The sequence below is a fragment of the Blastopirellula sp. J2-11 genome (assembly GCF_024584705.1).
Lineage (GTDB): Bacteria > Planctomycetota > Planctomycetia > Pirellulales > Pirellulaceae > Blastopirellula.
Window position 1 is genome coordinate 3,500,716 of the sequence record NZ_CP097384.1, and the last position, 16,997, is coordinate 3,517,712.

A 16,997-nucleotide genomic window follows, 5' to 3' on the forward strand; every position below is an offset into this window, starting at 1 on the left:
CTAGGCAAACGCGTAATATCTTCTTTCGCCTTTGGTCTTCCCATGAGCCCCTTTTCTTCCCTCGCGAATCGCATATTCAAACTTCAGCAACCATCCCAGTAGGCCAGTAGGCCTCCCTTTCATTCACCACATGCGCGATTTCCAACGTCAACATCCGTTGAAGTCGAACTTATCCAGGGCTGCAGTGAAGTAGGCGCGTCTCGGCGCACCTACCGGAACTTACGCACTTCGTATCCGAAGCAAGAGTTTTGAGGTTGCGCTGTTTCGATGGTTGGCCCCGATAGTTCCGCTATAGGGCTGCGCAGCCGTAGGAAGTATTTGTTCCCCCGAAAACAGTTGACGGCATTTCGCCATGTCAAACGGTCCAGCGGCTATCGCAGGAAAAGCGCCCAAAATTTGTCTCTCGACAAAGCGCACGGAATTGGGATCGAATAGGGAATGAATCCACCGACGGTCAGTGATGGCTGGCGCGGCGTGAATTGCTGCGCGGTCCGGAACAACTAGTAAAACCGTAGGTCAGGCCATGCCTGCCGCAGCGCCAAAACACCCCAAACTAACAACCCAGCAGACTGAGCAATGCGATGCAAAAAATAGAGCGGTCCGGTCCAACCTTTCGGACAACAAACAGTCCGGTCCGGTCCAACCCTTCGGACAACAAACGATCCAGTCCGGTCCAACCTTTCGGACAACAAACGATCCAGTCCGGTCCAACCCTTCGGACAACAAACGATCCGGTCCGGTCCAACCTTTCGGACAACAAACGATCCGGTCCGGTCCAATCTTTCGGACAACAAACGGTCCGGTCCAAGGCGCCGCCGCACACCAATGCCCCCAAGCTACCCCCAGGAAGACCAGGTAATTGGATGCAAAAAAATGCAGCGGTCCGGTCCAGTCCAACCAAGGTCTGACCTACTGCTCCGCGGGCTCCGCAGGAGCGGGCTCTTCCAGCGGGAGAGCGTCGGTCGAGGGTTCTTCGGCGGGCGGCTGTTCGGTGGGGGGAGTGATGCCGAGGATCGCGTGCAGCTTTGACGTATCGACTTCGATGGTGCTCAATCGACCTTGTCGCTCGACGACCAAACGGAGCGGTTTGGAAAAGTCGGTCACCAGGTCGTAGAACTGCTGGCCGTCGTCAAATTTTTGGCCGTTCGCTTCGTAGATGCGATCGCCGAGTCGCAGGCCTGACGCTGCGGCGAGTGATCCAGGGACAACCGTTGTGAGAAACATGACATCGGGATTCGCATCGTCGCCGCGCCAGCGAATGCCGAGCGGCGATGGTTTTTCGTTGAGAGTGACCGGCAGTTCCAGCGGGCCCTCTTCTCCTTCGCGCTCGACCGTGATCGTGGTCGACTCGGGAGAGGCTTGGACGTTAATCAAAAACTGTTCGACATCGTTGATCGGCAAGCCAGCGAACGCGACCATTTTGTCGCCGCTGCGGATACCGGCCAGAGAAGCGGGGGACGCCGGAACGACTCCTTTGACGGTCAAGCCGTCGATCGTTTCTTCTTCGGCGGTCGCCCAACGGACGCCTAGGCGTGAACCACGACCGAGATAAGGGGATTCAAATCGTCGTCGCTGCGAAGGACCTTCGCGTCGCGCCAAATCGCGAAACTTGCGAGGCGTCTCTTCGTTAGCCAACAACCAGATCAATTGGAACGCCATGCGAGCGACCGACTGGGCGCCGTCGAACGAGATGAACTCGACATCGTCTTGCGGGCGATGGTATTGGTCATGCAGTCCGGTATGCAGCATGACGTACGGAATGCTGCGTTCATAGAAAGGATGGTGATCGCTGTTCGCTTTGATGTCCCAATCAAAATCGAGCGTCAACTGGGTCGCTTCGTTGGAGCGCGTGATCAGACTGCGAAGCCGATGCGACGTGCGACCGCCGGAGACTTCGACGCGACCTTTGCGTAGTCGCCCGATCATGTCGAGATTGATGTAAAACTTGACGCGCGACAGCTTGATCGTCGGGTGTTGCAACCAATGTTTTGAGCCAAGCAGCCCTTTCTCTTCGCCATCCCAAAAGCAGAAGAGAATGCTGCACTGCGGCGGTTCGGCCAATGTTTGAAAAGCTTCGATCACTTCCAACAAGCCGGAGGTTCCGCTGGCGTTGTCATCAGCGCCGTTGTGGATATAGCCGGTTGGCCCAAAGCTGTTGGTCGAGTTGCCGTAACCGACATGATCGTAGTGAGCGCCGACGACGATCACCTGTTGGGCGAGGGTTGGATCTTTGCCGGGGAGCATGGCCAAGATGTTGCGATATTCACTACCAAACCACTGGAAATAAGTACCGTTGTCCCCGGCCGGCTGGAGCCCGGCCGCTTTGACAAGTTCGACGATGTAGTTGCCAGCGGCGCGACCGCCGCGGCTGCCGGCTTCGCGTCCTTCAAAGGAATCGTCGGCGAGGGTGTCGACGTGCCGCTTGATTTCGTCGCTTTGGATCGAATTGACCGCTTCCCCCAGGGTCGCCTCACCGGCGGTCGCCAACGGCGAGAGGAACATCAAGGCAAGAATCGATGTCAGGCGGGTCATCCGGAAGCTCCGAGTGCAAATCGAGAAAGTCTGCCCCAACAATTCTGATGGAAATAATATCGACAGCGTCAGGGGCAAAGATGGGATCGAAAGATAAACGACCGTACGCCATATTTAAGTCTATTTACCGGCGGTTTCCTCCCCAATGGGCGAAATTTTACCGATTAGTCAGGCAACTCCGCCAAAAGCAACCGAACCCGGCCCGCGATTTCCCGGTCTCCCCATTGCCGAAACGGAAGGCAAAAGTTAATCTGTTCGTTCCACTGGAGAGGTGGCAGAGTGGTCGAATGCGCCGGTTTGCTAAACCGGTGAACGGGTCAAACCGTTCCACGGGTTCAAATCCCGTCCTCTCCGCTTTAGAAAAATGGCTCGTCGTAAGGTCTTTAAACATAAGACTTTCCGGCGGGCCTTTTTTTTTGGCCCAATCGATTGGGTCAAGATTGGGCCAAAAACGGAGAAAACCGGGCGGTCAATTTCTCCTCGATTCATTGTTCCGAACGGAAACTCCTCTCAAAAAACAACACGATCAGCTCGACGGTCGGCAGACGATCTGCCGAGCCACCATCAAACTGAAGTGAATTGGATCGACTTCATCCGCGATTGGCTCGTGTCGTCGAACTGATGGCGATAAAGCGCCACCATCTCTGAATCCTTGTGACCGACCCAGTCTTTGATCTGGCCGTCCGATGCCCCAGCTTCGGAGCATTTACTGACAAAATAGTGTCGAAAGCTGTGGAATCGCGCGTGGACAAATCCGATGTCACCTTCCTCCGTCGGAAACTGCTCTGCGAGTTGTTCGACGACGTCGCGCTTGAAAATCACGCGAGCCGTATCGGCCTTGAGCCGGCCGCCGCGCGGCCCATGGAAGACGTACCCGTCGCGATGCCGAATGATCTGCTTGAGAATGGGCTGAAGGTCGTCGTGAATCGGTACGATACGTCCCCGCTTCCCCTTTGTTTTTCGCGCCGACTTCATCTTCGCTTTTCGCTGACTGGCGCCCTCGTCCGCAATTTTGAGAAAGGGGCGCGGTTCCCACTCAATATCTGAATGACGCAAGTTAATCGCTTCGCCGATTCGCATTCCGGTCATCGCGAGAGTCGCTAGCAACACGTACAGCCAATCCAGTTCTCGGTTTGAGTTGCAGTGAGCAAGGATCGCGTCTACCTGAGCGCGAGTGTAGCAGTAGGTGTCGGATCCGGTAAGCTTCTTCAGACCTAGCTTCATTCGCTGCTGCTGGGGAAGCCGCTTTTCATCGATAAACCAGTGGACGACGTGCTGAACCAAATGAAGCTCAAGAGAAATCGTCCGCTGAGCATAGTCCAGACGGTCTAAATCGCCGCCGTATCGCTCGACAACCGACTTCGTCACGCCTTGCCAGGAAGAAATATTGATTTGCTTGCAGAACGACGAAAATTTATCACCTACCGCCCCATACCGCTTGATCGTCCCCTCCGCCTTCCCTCCCATGACGCGAGGGCGGCGACAATGATCAAGATACTGCCGCATTCCGACTTCAATCGGAATCGCAGGAAACGGCGTTTCGCCGGCCGACTCAGCAACCAGGCCATTGAGAACTGCCAGCTTTCGATCAAGCAATTGGAGTTGCTGCTTCGCTTCCGTTAGGTCGCGAGTACCAAGAGAATGTCGCCCAAGATTCGGCATATTCGATCGCCCGTCCGCGTAATACATACGGCGACGCTGGAAAACGCGCCAGTTGTAATAGAGATCTTCTTCTGCAGTCTTTCGCATTTCGAATTCCTAATGGTTCACGCAGAATTACGATTCCCACTTCGGACGTCGCCCCACTCGGGGCGCACTTCGCACCGAGGTGGGGATAGAGTGGATGGACGCCTGGATTGCGTCCGCCGAGAACAACAGGCGGCCGTTCTTGCCGCTAGGCTGAAAGAAAGGAATTCGTCCCGCTTTTGCCCATCGACGCAGCGTGACGATAGGAACTCCAGAGCGAGCGCTTAGCTCTTGGATCGAAAAGAGTCGCGTCGACTCGCTAGATGGCTCTGACATGATGCAACCGAGGGGAAAAAAGGATTAACTTTCTATCCTCTCCCGGTTGCAAAATAGTGAGCACGCTATTTTGAACGCTTTCCTTCGCTATCTACGCGCTCGAAATAACTCGATAAGTTCGTCAATAGCGGTGATCGATTCAGACGGGACTTCGAGAGCATCGCGTATTTCGATGTTCAACTTTCCCTTTTTGACAAACTCATCGATATCGATCAACAAATCGGTAACTCTTTCAGATGATTGCGAAGCGGCATCTTCCTGGCTACTTGCCATTAATTCAACCGTACGTTTCCCTCCCAAAGCAGATTCAGGTACTTCACGTTTGGAACGTAGTTTGATCGGCCGTTTTCGAGCAACCTTCCCAATCACTTCCTGCGTCACCGTTGACAATTTTTCCCACCCCATGAATCGCACCCAGGTTGGCGCGGAATAAGTGTACCCGGTGATTAACTCAAATGCTGATCGATATCGCATGTTTGCAGTTGAGGGATTGATGTCCAACTCTGCTGCAACCTCGCCCAGCGTTTTTTCATTTTCATTTGAATAGACGCCAACCGCCCAGCCTTCGCGAAGATCCCAAACACGGAGATAGTCTCTGTAACTAGCCGAACGGTCCCTACCAACCGAGATGTTTCTTTCGGCACGCCATCGCTCCAACAGGGGGCTCAGGTCATGATGGATCTGGCGATCCGAGACAGTTGGATTGATGGAGACAATCGGTTCGTTGATCATCTGGTCAAGCCGCATTTCCTGAATCTGCTGAAGAGCTTGAAGACCAGCATTTCTGCGCTCATTGGGCTCCAACTCAGTCAGCATTGCCGCTGAGATTTGCGAAGCAGTCGCTGAAAATACTTCCGCAGGTAAAGTCGCAATGAGCAGTCCCCAAATCCCCCGCAACGTGATGGGCGAAATAGATCCACCAAGCCAGCCATTTTCGTTAACGCCCTCTCCAAGCTGCGCGAATTCGAGTCTTGGATCTGGAGCAAATGACGTTACGCCGATCTCGTTTAGAAACCGAGCGGCGATACTGGCTACTTGCAACGCAGGCAGATCGGCTTCGGAAACTGTTCCGTCGGAGGTTCGAGCCCAGTCGAAAAAAGTCCGCGCTGCCGTCCAGAATTGACCATAGATTGGATGTCGTCGCGTAACTTCCCAGCGAAAATTTACTGGCAGAAGACGCAACTGCCCGCGCGGCCGAGGCAGGAAGAGATAGGCTAAGCGGCTGAATTCGTCAGTTTCATCCATGGCGACTCACTTTGTTTATTTTGGATCTCGACACGATCGGCCAAAGCTCAACGACTTTGCTAATATTTCGCCATCGGACGATTGTCGCCAACTCGTAACGATCCCCATCATCTTTTATGACACCAAACGGATGGAAATTTAGATGCCGTCGAACCACCTAACGTTTCGCCAGTCCCAATCGCCTGTTGGCCGATAGTTAGTTCGCCCTCTATCTATTATGACGCAAAAAGGCCCAAAATTTAGCGGAGGGCCGGCTGATCGCTAATGCCCCTTCCCTCTCTGCCTGATGAATTAGGACTTTTTTGTTTTATGACACATTCGCCCGATAAATTTAGCTGACCTCTATCCGAAGAGAACTTTGGACGCCGGCCCAACTCGGCGACCTGTTGGCGATTTCAGCGCGGCTGCGTTTGGTCGACAAACTAGGCGGCCGAATTCATCGGCCATCGCGACATGAACTGCTCCATAAGAACCTGGAGCAGCAAAATGGCCAGACAACGCCATCAAGGTTTTTGACAAGTTCTCAGATGAAAACTGGACGTATACCTTGATCGAATATTTTATTCGCAAGTCGTGACCTGCATGAAGGTTACGCCGCGATGAATTTCTTCATTAGGACGAGACATCGACAACTCCGTCCAATTTCGTCGCGCGAAGCTACATACCGCGCGAGGCGGACGCGATTCGAGTCTCTAGGTATCTTGCTTCGTTCCACTCAATAACGACGCGAGCAGAGGCGAAATTTTCAACAAATCTGAGCGGTTGTGACCAAACGTGTCACGAGGCTGGTTTAGGATCAGCATTACTCCAAGTCAACAAACGACGCCGTTAGCGAAACGAATTTGTTGGCGTGGCGAGTTGTTTTCCAATGACGCGAAAACGCATCTTTATCAGCCGGTCGCGCACGATGTATTACGCACATACCCAGGGAAATGGGCCTGAAGATTGGGAGCCGCTCGAAGAGCATTTGCGGCTGGTCGCGCTTGGCGACGATCAGTTCCCTGGAGCAGCCGGTTTCGCCAAAAAATTTGGCGCCGCCGATTTTGGCGAACTCCTCGGCTGGTGGCATGATCTGGGAAAATTCGCGCCGCAGTTTCAAGGTTATTTGCGCCAGCAAAATGGTCTCGACTCCCATCTCGAAAATCTGCCAGGTCGCGTCGACCATTCCACCGCTGGCGCCGCTTTTGCCGTTCAGCGATTTGCAGATACTCATCCCGCCGTGGCGCGGATTCTAGCGTATTGCATCGCCGGCCATCATGCTGGACTGGCGGACTGGGATACCGACAGCGATGCGTGTCTTCAGCAACGTCTAAATGCGAAGAAGCCGGAAACAATCGCCGCCTTGAAGGAAGCTTGCGGAGAATTTCTTCACTTGCCGCTGCCCCCTCTGCCTTCGTTGACGCCCGGTACAGATAACGCCGAGAGGAGCTTTCAATTAGCATTTTTTACACGAATGCTGTTTTCGTGTCTGGTCGACGCTGATTATCTGGCGACCGAGAAATTCATGGCGCCGGAAACTGCCGGACAGCGGAGAGAGCAACAGCCGTTGCTGGCGGAATTGAATGCGGCGCTCGATCGCTGTTTGGCTGACAAACGTTCCCAGTCCGAACCGACTCCCGTCAACGCAATTCGCGGCGATATCTTATCGGAGTGTCAAAACGCCGCACCGCTTCGCCCCGGGTTCTTTTCGCTAACGGTTCCGACAGGCGGCGGCAAAACGCTCTCGTCGCTTTCCTTTGCGTTGCGACACGCATTACAGCATGACCTTGATCGGATTATCTACGCGATTCCCTTCACCAGTATCGTGGAACAGAACGCGGACGTATTTCGCGCGGCCCTGGGAGATTTGGCGACAACCGGACTTGTCGAGCATCACAGCAATTTTGACCCCAAGAAAGAAACCCCCTGGAATCGCCTTTCCGCCGAAACTTGGAACGCGCCGCTGGTCGTGACTACGAACATCCAACTTTTGGAATCGTTATTTGCCTCACGGACTTCGCGCTGTCGCAAGCTGCACAACATCGCTCGCAGCGTCATTATTCTGGATGAATCCCAAACGCTGTCGGTGGAACTTCTGCATCCCTGCTTATCCGCACTTCGTGAACTTGTGCGCAATTATCAATGCAGCGTCGTGCTTTGCACCGCAACGCAACCGGCGCTGATGGCGCGAGACGATTTCAAAATTGGAATTCCGGCGAACGAAATCGAAGAAATCATTTCCAAGCCTGCCGCGCTTTATCAATCGCTAAAACGCGTGCAGGTCCAATACGTGGGCGACTTATCCGACGATGACTTGATCGATCAGCTCGCGTCCGAGCAGCAAGTGCTGTGCATCGTTAACACTACTCGGCATGCGGCCGAACTCTATCAGCGACTTAAACAGCGCGGCCAAGCGGTTCATCTCAGCGCCCGGATGTGTCCCGAGCATCGCAGCAAAACGATCAAGGATATCAAACAGAGCCTAGATGACAAAAAACCGTGCCGTGTGATCAGTACGCAAGTCATCGAGGCAGGCGTCGACATCGATTTTCCCGCTGTCTATCGGGCGATCGCCGGGTTCGACTCCTTGGCCCAGGCGGCAGGCCGGTGCAATCGGGAAGGGAGACACGCCGCCGGCAAAGTGGTCGTATTTGCCACCGAACATCCGCTTCCCCACGGCCACTTACGGCAAACTGCGGAAACCGCTCAAGAATTGATCCCGCTCTACGACGATTTCCTGAGCCTGGATGCGATTGAACATTACTTTCGCAAACACTACTGGCAACACCAAGGGGGCTGGGACCGTCCAGGCGTTTTAAGCAGTTTCCGTTCGGACAGTGGTTCCTTTGCGCCGCTAGCCGATTTTCGCAGTGCCGAGCAAAAGTTTCAGCTCATACCTGATGAAACGAAGCCGGTTATCGTTCCCTGGGGCAAGACAGGCCGCCGCCTTGAAAGGCAACTCCGCAAATCGCCATTTGTCAGCCGTGAGATTCGTCAACAGTTACAGCGATACACGGTCCAAATTCGCCAATTTTATTGGGATCGTTTCGTGCAGAATCATTGGGTCGAGTTGGTTTACGAGCAGTACCCTGTCCTGGTTGACTCGTTGCGATACGACGACAATTTAGGAATCGGTCTAGATGATCAGATACTACTGGACCCCGCTCAGTCGGTGGTATAAACATAGCTCCAAGGAGTGCCCAGCATGTCATATTCGGTGAAGTTACACGTTTGGGGTGAAGCCGCCTGCTTCACTCGTCCCGAGATGAAGGTCGAACGCGTCAGCTATGACGTGATGACCCCCTCGGCAGCTCGCGGGGTGTTGGAAGCGATCTATTGGAAACCGCAAATGCGGTGGGAGATCGAGCGGATCCATCTGCTGAAACCGGTCCGATTCACGAACCTTCGCCGTAACGAGGTCGGGGTAAAAGCCTCCGCCGCCAACGCCAAATCGGCGATCAAAAGTGGAAGCGGTTCTTTAGGTCTTTATATCGAAGACGAACGGCAACAACGAGCAGGCACGATCCTCCGCGACGTCGGCTACGTTATCGAGGGACGTATCGTCGCGCTCGATGCCGAGAATCCTGCCGAAAAACATTACCACATGTTCAAACGTCGGGCCGAAAAAGGGCAATGCTTTCAACGTCCCTATCTTGGCTGTCGCGAGTTTCTCGCTGACTTCGCCTGGGTTGAAAACGAACTCCCTGCTTGCGAACTTTCGCAGTCCGAGCGAAACCGCGACCTGGGTTTCATGCTGCTCGACATCGCGTATACGCCGGCTACCGGCAAAGCCTACGATGTCATCGAAAGCAACACCGGAAAAAAGCTGCTCGCCCAGCCGCAGTTCTTCCGCGCTGCCTTGAAAGCTGGCGTCATGGAAGTTCCCGCCGTGACATCAACGGAGGTGGTCGCATGATTTTGCAAGTGTTGAATGAATTCTACGAGCGGCTTTCCGACGATCCAAGTCAAGAGATCGCTCCCTACGGCTATAGTGTGCAGAAGATGAGCTTTTGCGTCGTCCTTGCTCCCGATGGGCGACTCGTGCAATTCCAATCGCTCATTTCCGAAATGAAGAATGGCCGCGGCATCGCCAAGCCGCTTGTCGTCCCTGGACAAGGCAAACCGCCAGGCTCCGGCGTCAATCCTTGCCTGCTGTGGGACAACGCCGCCTACATGCTCGGCTATCGCGCCGAGGATCCCAAGCCAGAGCGAACGTCGCAATGCTTTGAAGCGTTTCGTGATCGGCATCTCGCGCTCGAAACGGAGATCAACGATCCGCAATTTTCGACCGTTTGCAGCTTTCTCAAGCAATGGCGCCCAGAACTAGCCGTCGAACATCCGGAACTTGCTGAGATCTCGCAAAGCTTCGGCTGTTTTCTCCTGCAAGGCGAAACCTCGTATGTTCACGAGCGAACCGCTGTAAAGCAGTGGTGGGACCAGCAAGAAACTTCGGACAGCGAGCGACGCGGCGCCTGCCTGGTAAGCGGCCAGCAGCGGACGCTCGCTCGGCTACATGCGCCCAAAATCAAAGGGGTTCGGGGAGCCCAAAGTTCCGGCGCGTCTATCGTCAGTTTTAACCTGGATGCGTTTGAATCGTACGGAATGCGGCAAAGCTACAATGCGCCGGTCTCTGAGCAAGCCGCATTTCAATACGCTACGGCGCTGAATCAAATGCTGGCTGATCCGGCCAGAACGGTTTCGCTAGGAGATACGACCATCGTATTCTGGACAGCGAAACCGACCGCAGCCGAAACGATCTTCCCCACCTTTTTCTCCGGTCCGCTGCCAACGCAAAACGAAGCGGAAGACGCCGCAGTGCTTGCTCGCCTCAAAGCATTCCTCTCGCGGCTCGCTCAGGGCAAGCGGGACAAGTCAGCTTTGCCAAGCGAAGACGCCGATACGCCGTTCTATATTCTCGGCCTTTCTCCCAACGCATCGCGGGTCTCGATTCGGTTTTGGCAAGTCAGCAGCGTTGGAGAGATGTCCCAGCGACTTGCCCAGTATGTGCAGGAAGTCGAACTGGTGAACTCGCCGGATGAAATCCCGCCGACGCCCCGGCAATTGATTCGCGAGACGGCGCGTGAGGCCAAAGATGCTCCGCCGCTCCTCTCCGGGTCGCTCATGCAATCCATCTTGACCGGCGCGCCCTATCCGCTCGCTTTTTATCAAGCAATTCTGCGGCGGATTCGGGCCGAGCAACTCGTTGACAAAAGCCATCGCAAGGATTGGATTCGCGCGATGCATCGCCGTATCGCCGCGATCAAGGCCGTCTTAATCCGCAACTTCAACAAGGAGATATCCGTGGGACTCGACACCAACCGCTCCGAACCTGCCTACCACTTGGGGCGCTGGTTCGCCTTGCTTGAAAAGGTGCAGAAAGACGCTTTGGGAGAACATATCAACGCGACGATCAAGGACCGCTTCTTTACCGCCGCTTCATCGACGCCTGCGACGGTGTTTCCCCGCCTGATTAGCATGAGCCAAAACCACTTGAACAAAATCGATGCGAAAGGACTTCGCATCACGCGCGAAAAACAAATTCAAGTGATCGCCGATCGGTTGAACGAATTCCCCCGACACCTGGCGCTCGAGCAGCAAGGCTTGTTCCATCTCGGCTACTACCATCAGGTTCAAGATCTCTATACGAAGAAGTCCGAAACGCCAGCTATCTCCTCCGCCCCAGAAAGCGAGTAATCCCATGAATCGATACGACTTCGTCTACTTCTTTGACGTGACCGATGGCAATCCCAACGGCGATCCTGACGCCGGCAATTTGCCGCGTGTCGATCCCGAGACAGGGCACGGTCTGGTCACCGACGTCTGCCTGAAACGAAAAGTGCGCAACTACATCGGCCTGGTTCATGGAGAGCATCCCCCTTACGAAATATACGTCAAAGAGAAAGCGATCCTCAACCAGCAGCACGAGCGCGCCTACCAGGCGACCAAGCTCACCGCCAGCAAAGGGAAGCTGCCCAAAGAACTGGCCCAAGCCAAGCAGATCACCGACTGGATGTGCAATAATTTCTTCGACATCCGCACTTTTGGGGCTGTGATGACGACCGAAGTCAATTGCGGTCAGGTTCGCGGCCCGGTGCAAATCGGTTTTGCCCGCAGCATTACGCCGATTATTTCGCTAGAGCACTCCGTAACGCGCTGCGCCGTCACGACCGAGCGCGAAGCGGAAAAGCAGGAAGGGGATAATCGCACGATGGGCCGCAAGTATTCCATTCCCTACGGGCTCTACCGGGCCCACGGGTTTATCAATCCCTTCCTGGCGGAGAAAACCGGCTTTTCAGACGACGATTTGGAACTGTTCAAGTCGGCTTTGAGCAATATGTTCGAGCATGACCGCTCGGCAAGTCGCGGTCTGATGACTCCCAAGGCCTGCTTTGCGTTCAAGCATGAGAGCCAGCTGGGCAACGCCCGAGCGGATGAACTGTTCGCCCGCGTTACGTCCGAACGCTCGAATGCTGAAACCGAGCCGCCGCGAAACTTCAACGATTATACGACCCGCGTTTCCACGGAAGATTTACCGAGCGGCGTCACCATGGAGAAATGGGTGTAATCGCAAAAATGCACGCCGAAACCGATCTCCTTCCCCTTTCCGCTCTTCAGCACTTGCTGTTTTGCCCTCGGCAAGCGGCGCTGATTCATGTTGAGCAATTATGGGCGGAGAATCGGTTGACGGTCGAAGGGATGAATTTGCATCGCCGCGCGCATGAGGCGACCGACGAGTTGCGCGGCGATACGCGGATCGTCCGCGGACTGTCGCTTCGCTCGCTGCAGTATGGCTTGATCGGGAAATCCGACATTGTCGAATTCACGCCGGCTGATGTCGCCCGAGTTGGCCAACTTCGCAGCACTCCCATGCCGCAACTGTTCGCCGCGATCCGCGAGGAGCCCACCGCGTGGCTGGTGACGCCGGTCGAGTACAAGCGAGGCAAACCAAAAAGCGACGATAGCGATCGCGTTCAACTATGCGCCCAGGCGATTTGCCTCGAAGAAATGTTGGCCGTCAAAATTGACGAGGGCGCCCTGTTCTATGGTCAGCGCCGCCGTCGCATGTCAGTTCCCTTCGATGTATCGCTACGGACGGCAAACGACAATTCAAACCGCCGCACAGTGTCATGCTCTCTTTTCTGCCGCAAAGACTCCGCCCGCAGTCTATGAAAAGAAGTGCGATAGCTGTTCCCTCCTATCACTCTGTCTACCGAAACTGGCGGATCGCATGGCGGCGAGCCGTTTTCTCGATCGCCAGTTCACGGCGGCCTTGGCAGGCGAAGCTCCTCAGACCGATCTGGATATGTGGGAAGAACCGGAATGAAACAGCACCTCAACACGTTGTTCGTCACCACCGAAGGGGCTTACCTGGCGAAGCAGGGACAAGCCGTCGCCGTCCGCGTCGAAAAAAAGACGCGACTGCGGATCCCGCTTCATAATCTGGACGGCATCGTTTGTTTCGGTCGCATCGGCGTCAGCCCGTCTTTGATGAGTATCTGCGGGGAAATGGGCGTCACGATCTCGATGGCCGATTCAAACGGACGATTTAAGGCGGCGATCGTCGGCTTCTCGCCGGGAAATGTGCTATTGCGGCGGACGCAGTATCGATTGGCCGATGAATTGGAGAAATCGTGTGAAATTGCCCGCGTGATGGTCGCCGCCAAGCTGGCCAATTGCCGGGCCGTCCTCCTTCGAGCAGCGCGCGAGGCGCCAGAAACGCCCCGTCAAGAAGCGTTGGAAGCCGCCGCCAAACGGCTTGTCACCAATTTAGAAGCGGCGCGAACTTGTGCGTCGCTGGATCGCTTGCGCGGTATCGAAGGAGAAGGTGCTGCGACCTACTTTGACGCCTTCGCGTTGATGATCCGCACGCCGGGTGATGCGTTCCGCTTTACCCATCGCAGTCGACGGCCCCCGCTCGATCCGATCAACGCGCTGCTGTCGTTTCTGTACGCGATGCTCGCACATGACGCCCGCTCGGCTTGCGAAGCGGCGGGACTGGATGCGGCGGTCGGCTTCCTGCATCGCGATCGCCCCGGTAGGCCCGGCTTGGCGCTCGACTTGATGGAAGAGTTACGCCCCTTTTTGGCGGATCGTTTGGCGCTTTCGCTGATTAACCGCCGTCAGGTGTCGGCCAGCGGATTTACGACTTCCCCCAGCGGCGCCGTGCTGATGGATGACGCAACGCGAAAAACGGTGATCACCGCTTACCAGAGTCGCAAACAGAATTCACTAATGCATCCCTACCTGCAGGAAAAGACGTCAGTCGGAATCATGATTCACCTGCAAGCTCGCTTACTGGCTCGTCGATTACGCGGCGATATCGACGCCTATCCTGCTTTCATCTGGCGGTGAGAAAAACCATGTATGTGCTCGTAACCTATGACGTGAACACGGAAAATCGCGAAGGACGCCGCCGGCTTCGCCAGATCGCCAAAACGTGTCTCGACTACGGGCAACGAGTTCAATACTCGGTATTCGAGCTGAAGGTCGATCCGGCCCAATGGGCCGCCTGCAAAGCCAAACTAACGGACCTGATGAATCCGGCTAAAGACAGCCTCCGCTTCTACTATCTGGGCTCTAACTGGAAACGCAAAGTAGAACACTGCGGCGCCAAGCCCTCGCTCGACGTTGACGGGCCGCTAATCGCCTAGCCGGATGTCCCAGCTCAACGAGGGTGAATAAGTCTCTGCGAACGAAAAGCGCCAGACAAATCCCCGGCAGGTTCGCGATTACCGTAATCCTCGAACCTAAAAGCATTTACGAAAACCATATCACCCACCCTGCCGATGTAAGTTAACCGCGAGCCGAGGTTCGCGAATTTACAGCCGTTGCCCCTGCCGTAGTAAGCATTTAGGCTGGCGGCGTCGCTCCCTGCGCGGGAGCGTGGATTGAAACTTTTGTCCGTATTGTCGCACAGAACAGAGCTACGTCGCTCCCTGCGCGGGAGCGTGGATTGAAACGATTCCGCTATTGATTCCAACAAGTGCGGGGTTCGTCGTCGCTCCCTGCGCGGGAGCGTGGATTGAAACTGCGCAACAGGCGAACATGGTCGCAATTCAGAAAGGTCGCTCCCTGCGCGGGAGCGTGGATTGAAACAAATTCGTCGATCATTTTGCGATCGAACGCGGCAGGTCGCTCCCTGCGCGGGAGCGTGGATTGAAACAGGTCGTCGGGGACGACGGCCTGCCGATCAGCGAAGTCGCTCCCTGCGCGGGAGCGTGGATTGAAACTTTGTGATTCTTCACGCGCTGCGCAATGATCTGCTCGTCGCTCCCTGCGCGGGAGCGTGGATTGAAACTGTCCGCATTACCCCTGGCCGAAGCAACAGTTTTGTCGCTCCCTGCGCGGGAGCGTGGATTGAAACAACGAGCCGTCAGGATCGCCGGCGGCAGTCAAGCCGTCGCTCCCTGCGCGGGAGCGTGGATTGAAACTGTCGATCGATGCGCGCGAAGCAATGTTCGGCGGGTCGCTCCCTGCGCGGGAGCGTGGATTGAAACTAAAAGGGGAAGTCATGAATAATAAAGATGATCTGGTCGCTCCCTGCGCGGGAGCGTGGATTGAAACATCTGCTTCGAGACGCGATCGCAGTTGTTCGAGGTCGCTCCCTGCGCGGGAGCGTGGATTGAAACTTGTCACAAGCTGCATCTGAATCCCGAGACGCTGTCGCTCCCTGCGCGGGAGCGTGGATTGAAACCGTACGGTTGACGAAAAAAAACGTTAGCTGCTATGTCGCTCCCTGCGCGGGAGCGTGGATTGAAACGCCTGTTCCTCTTCGCTCGTCGGGCCAACTGCGAGGGTCGCTCCCTGCGCGGGAGCGTGGATTGAAACTTTTCCGCCTGCTTGATCAGGTCCGTCGTTATGCAGTCGCTCCCTGCGCGGGAGCGTGGATTGAAACGACTTCGATTGAAGCACCGAAAACATGAAAACCGTCGCTCCCTGCGCGGGAGCGTGGATTGAAACGCCTTACGAAGGGCTTTCGATCTTCGGCGGCAAGGTCGCTCCCTGCGCGGGAGCGTGGATTGAAACACTTTCCCGAGCGGCGCGACTTGCGAGTTCGGCCGTCGCTCCCTGCGCGGGAGCGTGGATTGAAACGTCACCTCGAAGACTTTGATCGCGTCGACAAGTCGTCGCTCCCTGCGCGGGAGCGTGGATTGAAACCAAAGGCGAGCCTTCCAAGCTTCGGCCCCGACTTCTTGTCGCTCCCTGCGCGGGAGCGTGGATTGAAACTTCCTGACTGAGTCGCTGAAGTGCTAGACCCGTCGTCGCTCCCTGCGCGGGAGCGTGGATTGAAACAAGTTTTTTAGGCTGAACTTCATAAGCACCTAGCCGTCGCTCCCTGCGCGGGAGCGTGGATTGAAACCGACCTTCGCCCATCGTCTTACATGAGACGCATAAGTCGCTCCCTGCGCGGGAGCGTGGATTGAAACACAAGAGGGACGAAATCGAAGGGTTGATTCGTTCGGTCGCTCCCTGCGCGGGAGCGTGGATTGAAACACGTTGGCAGGACGCAAGGCGACGACGGAATCATTGTCGCTCCCTGCGCGGGAGCGTGGATTGAAACGTCGCGGCGCAATGGGAAAAAATTTGGTCTTGTTGTCGCTCCCTGCGCGGGAGCGTGGATTGAAACTTCAAGTCGGCAGGCTTCATTTTAGCCCTTTCGTGTCGCTCCCTGCGCGGGAGCGTGGATTGAAACATTTTCGCTTCGCCTTTATTACGCGAGGCCAAAAAGTCGCTCCCTGCGCGGGAGCGTGGATTGAAACAATCAAGCGCAGGGCAGGATGGAGCGAGCGATTGAGTCGCTCCCTGCGCGGGAGCGTGGATTGAAACTGAAATGCTTGCGTCTGATTTCGAGGTCGAGAACGTCGCTCCCTGCGCGGGAGCGTGGATTGAAACATGATCTTTTATTGACGTTAGAAAATGCCTCAGAGTCGCTCCCTGCGCGGGAGCGTGGATTGAAACCTTGAAGGCCGCGTAGAAGGCCGCTTCGACTTCGCGTCGCTCCCTGCGCGGGAGCGTGGATTGAAACTCGACAACCTCAGAAACGAATGACTCCATCGTCGTCGCTCCCTGCGCGGGAGCGTGGATTGAAACATCGTCTTCGCCTGCAGCGTCGCGAAGTCATGAGTCGCTCCCTGCGCGGGAGCGTGGATTGAAACGGCGAAGCTTGTCGGCCTGCGCCTCGCTGAACGTGTCGCTCCCTGCGCGGGAGCGTGGATTGA

11 protein-coding genes, 1 tRNA gene and 1 CRISPR repeat array (1 of these 13 running past the window's edge) are annotated in these 16,997 nt (G+C 55.7%); of the genes, 8 read left to right on the forward strand and 4 right to left on the reverse strand.

Annotation, left to right across the window (positions count from 1 at the left end; all coding sequences use genetic code 11):
• Positions 1–909: 909 nt before the first annotated feature.
• Positions 910–2,532: a M20/M25/M40 family metallo-hydrolase gene (locus M4951_RS13925; protein ID WP_262022260.1), complete on the reverse strand. Its 1,623-nt coding sequence runs from the start codon at positions 2,530–2,532 to the stop codon at positions 910–912.
• 265 nt (positions 2,533–2,797) lie between these two features.
• Between M4951_RS13925 and M4951_RS13930 the strand changes: the two genes are divergently transcribed.
• A tRNA-Ser gene (locus M4951_RS13930) sits at positions 2,798–2,886 on the forward strand.
• A gap of 210 nt (positions 2,887–3,096) precedes the next feature.
• Here M4951_RS13930 and M4951_RS13935 read toward each other — a convergent pair.
• The 3 genes from M4951_RS13935 to M4951_RS13940 all read right to left on the reverse strand — a co-directional run bounded on the left by M4951_RS13935 (position 3,097) and on the right by M4951_RS13940 (position 5,799).
• On the reverse strand, positions 3,097–4,281 hold the full coding sequence (locus tag M4951_RS13935) for a tyrosine-type recombinase/integrase (RefSeq protein WP_262022261.1): 1,185 nt from the start codon (positions 4,279–4,281) through the stop codon (positions 3,097–3,099).
• Between the two features lie 27 nt (positions 4,282–4,308).
• Positions 4,309–4,554, reverse strand: coding sequence for a helix-turn-helix domain-containing protein (locus M4951_RS25645; protein WP_410050395.1), 246 nt, complete (start codon positions 4,552–4,554; stop codon positions 4,309–4,311).
• Between the two features lie 87 nt (positions 4,555–4,641).
• Entirely contained in the window at positions 4,642–5,799 is a 1,158-nt protein-coding gene (locus M4951_RS13940) for a hypothetical protein (protein ID WP_262022262.1), read from the reverse strand.
• Between the two features lie 868 nt (positions 5,800–6,667).
• Between M4951_RS13940 and cas3 the strand changes: the two genes are divergently transcribed.
• From cas3 to cas2, 7 genes are all read left to right on the forward strand, one after another.
• Positions 6,668–8,959 carry a CRISPR-associated helicase Cas3' gene (cas3, locus tag M4951_RS13945; protein ID WP_262022263.1) on the forward strand — a complete coding sequence of 764 codons (2,292 nt, stop codon included), beginning with the start codon at positions 6,668–6,670 and terminating at the stop codon, positions 8,957–8,959.
• A 24-nt stretch (positions 8,960–8,983) separates the two neighbouring features.
• A complete protein-coding gene (gene cas5c / locus M4951_RS13950; RefSeq protein WP_262022264.1) occupies positions 8,984–9,694 on the forward strand; it encodes a type I-C CRISPR-associated protein Cas5c in 711 nt (236 codons plus the stop codon).
• Positions 9,691–11,472, forward strand: coding sequence for a type I-C CRISPR-associated protein Cas8c/Csd1 (gene cas8c / locus M4951_RS13955; protein ID WP_262022265.1), 1,782 nt, complete (start codon positions 9,691–9,693; stop codon positions 11,470–11,472). Before cas5c ends, cas8c begins: the two co-directional genes overlap by 4 nt.
• 4 nt (positions 11,473–11,476) lie before the next feature.
• Complete coding sequence (gene cas7c / locus M4951_RS13960) at positions 11,477–12,343, forward strand: type I-C CRISPR-associated protein Cas7/Csd2 (RefSeq protein WP_262022266.1); 867 nt, start codon at positions 11,477–11,479, stop codon at positions 12,341–12,343.
• A complete protein-coding gene (gene cas4, locus M4951_RS13965; protein WP_262022267.1) occupies positions 12,334–12,948 on the forward strand; it encodes a CRISPR-associated protein Cas4 in 615 nt (204 codons plus the stop codon). The genes cas7c and cas4 overlap by 10 nt, the downstream gene beginning before the upstream one ends.
• A 150-nt stretch (positions 12,949–13,098) precedes the next feature.
• Positions 13,099–14,130, forward strand: coding sequence for a type I-C CRISPR-associated endonuclease Cas1c (cas1c, locus tag M4951_RS13970; protein ID WP_262022268.1), 1,032 nt, complete (start codon positions 13,099–13,101; stop codon positions 14,128–14,130).
• Positions 14,131–14,138: 8 nt separating this feature from the next.
• Positions 14,139–14,429: a CRISPR-associated endonuclease Cas2 gene (gene cas2, locus M4951_RS13975; protein WP_262022269.1), complete on the forward strand. Its 291-nt coding sequence runs from the start codon at positions 14,139–14,141 to the stop codon at positions 14,427–14,429.
• Positions 14,430–14,641: 212 nt separating this feature from the next.
• Positions 14,642–16,997: direct repeats of the CRISPR family, unit length 32 nt; unit sequence GTCGCTCCCTGCGCGGGAGCGTGGATTGAAAC; it runs 1,335 nt beyond the window's last position.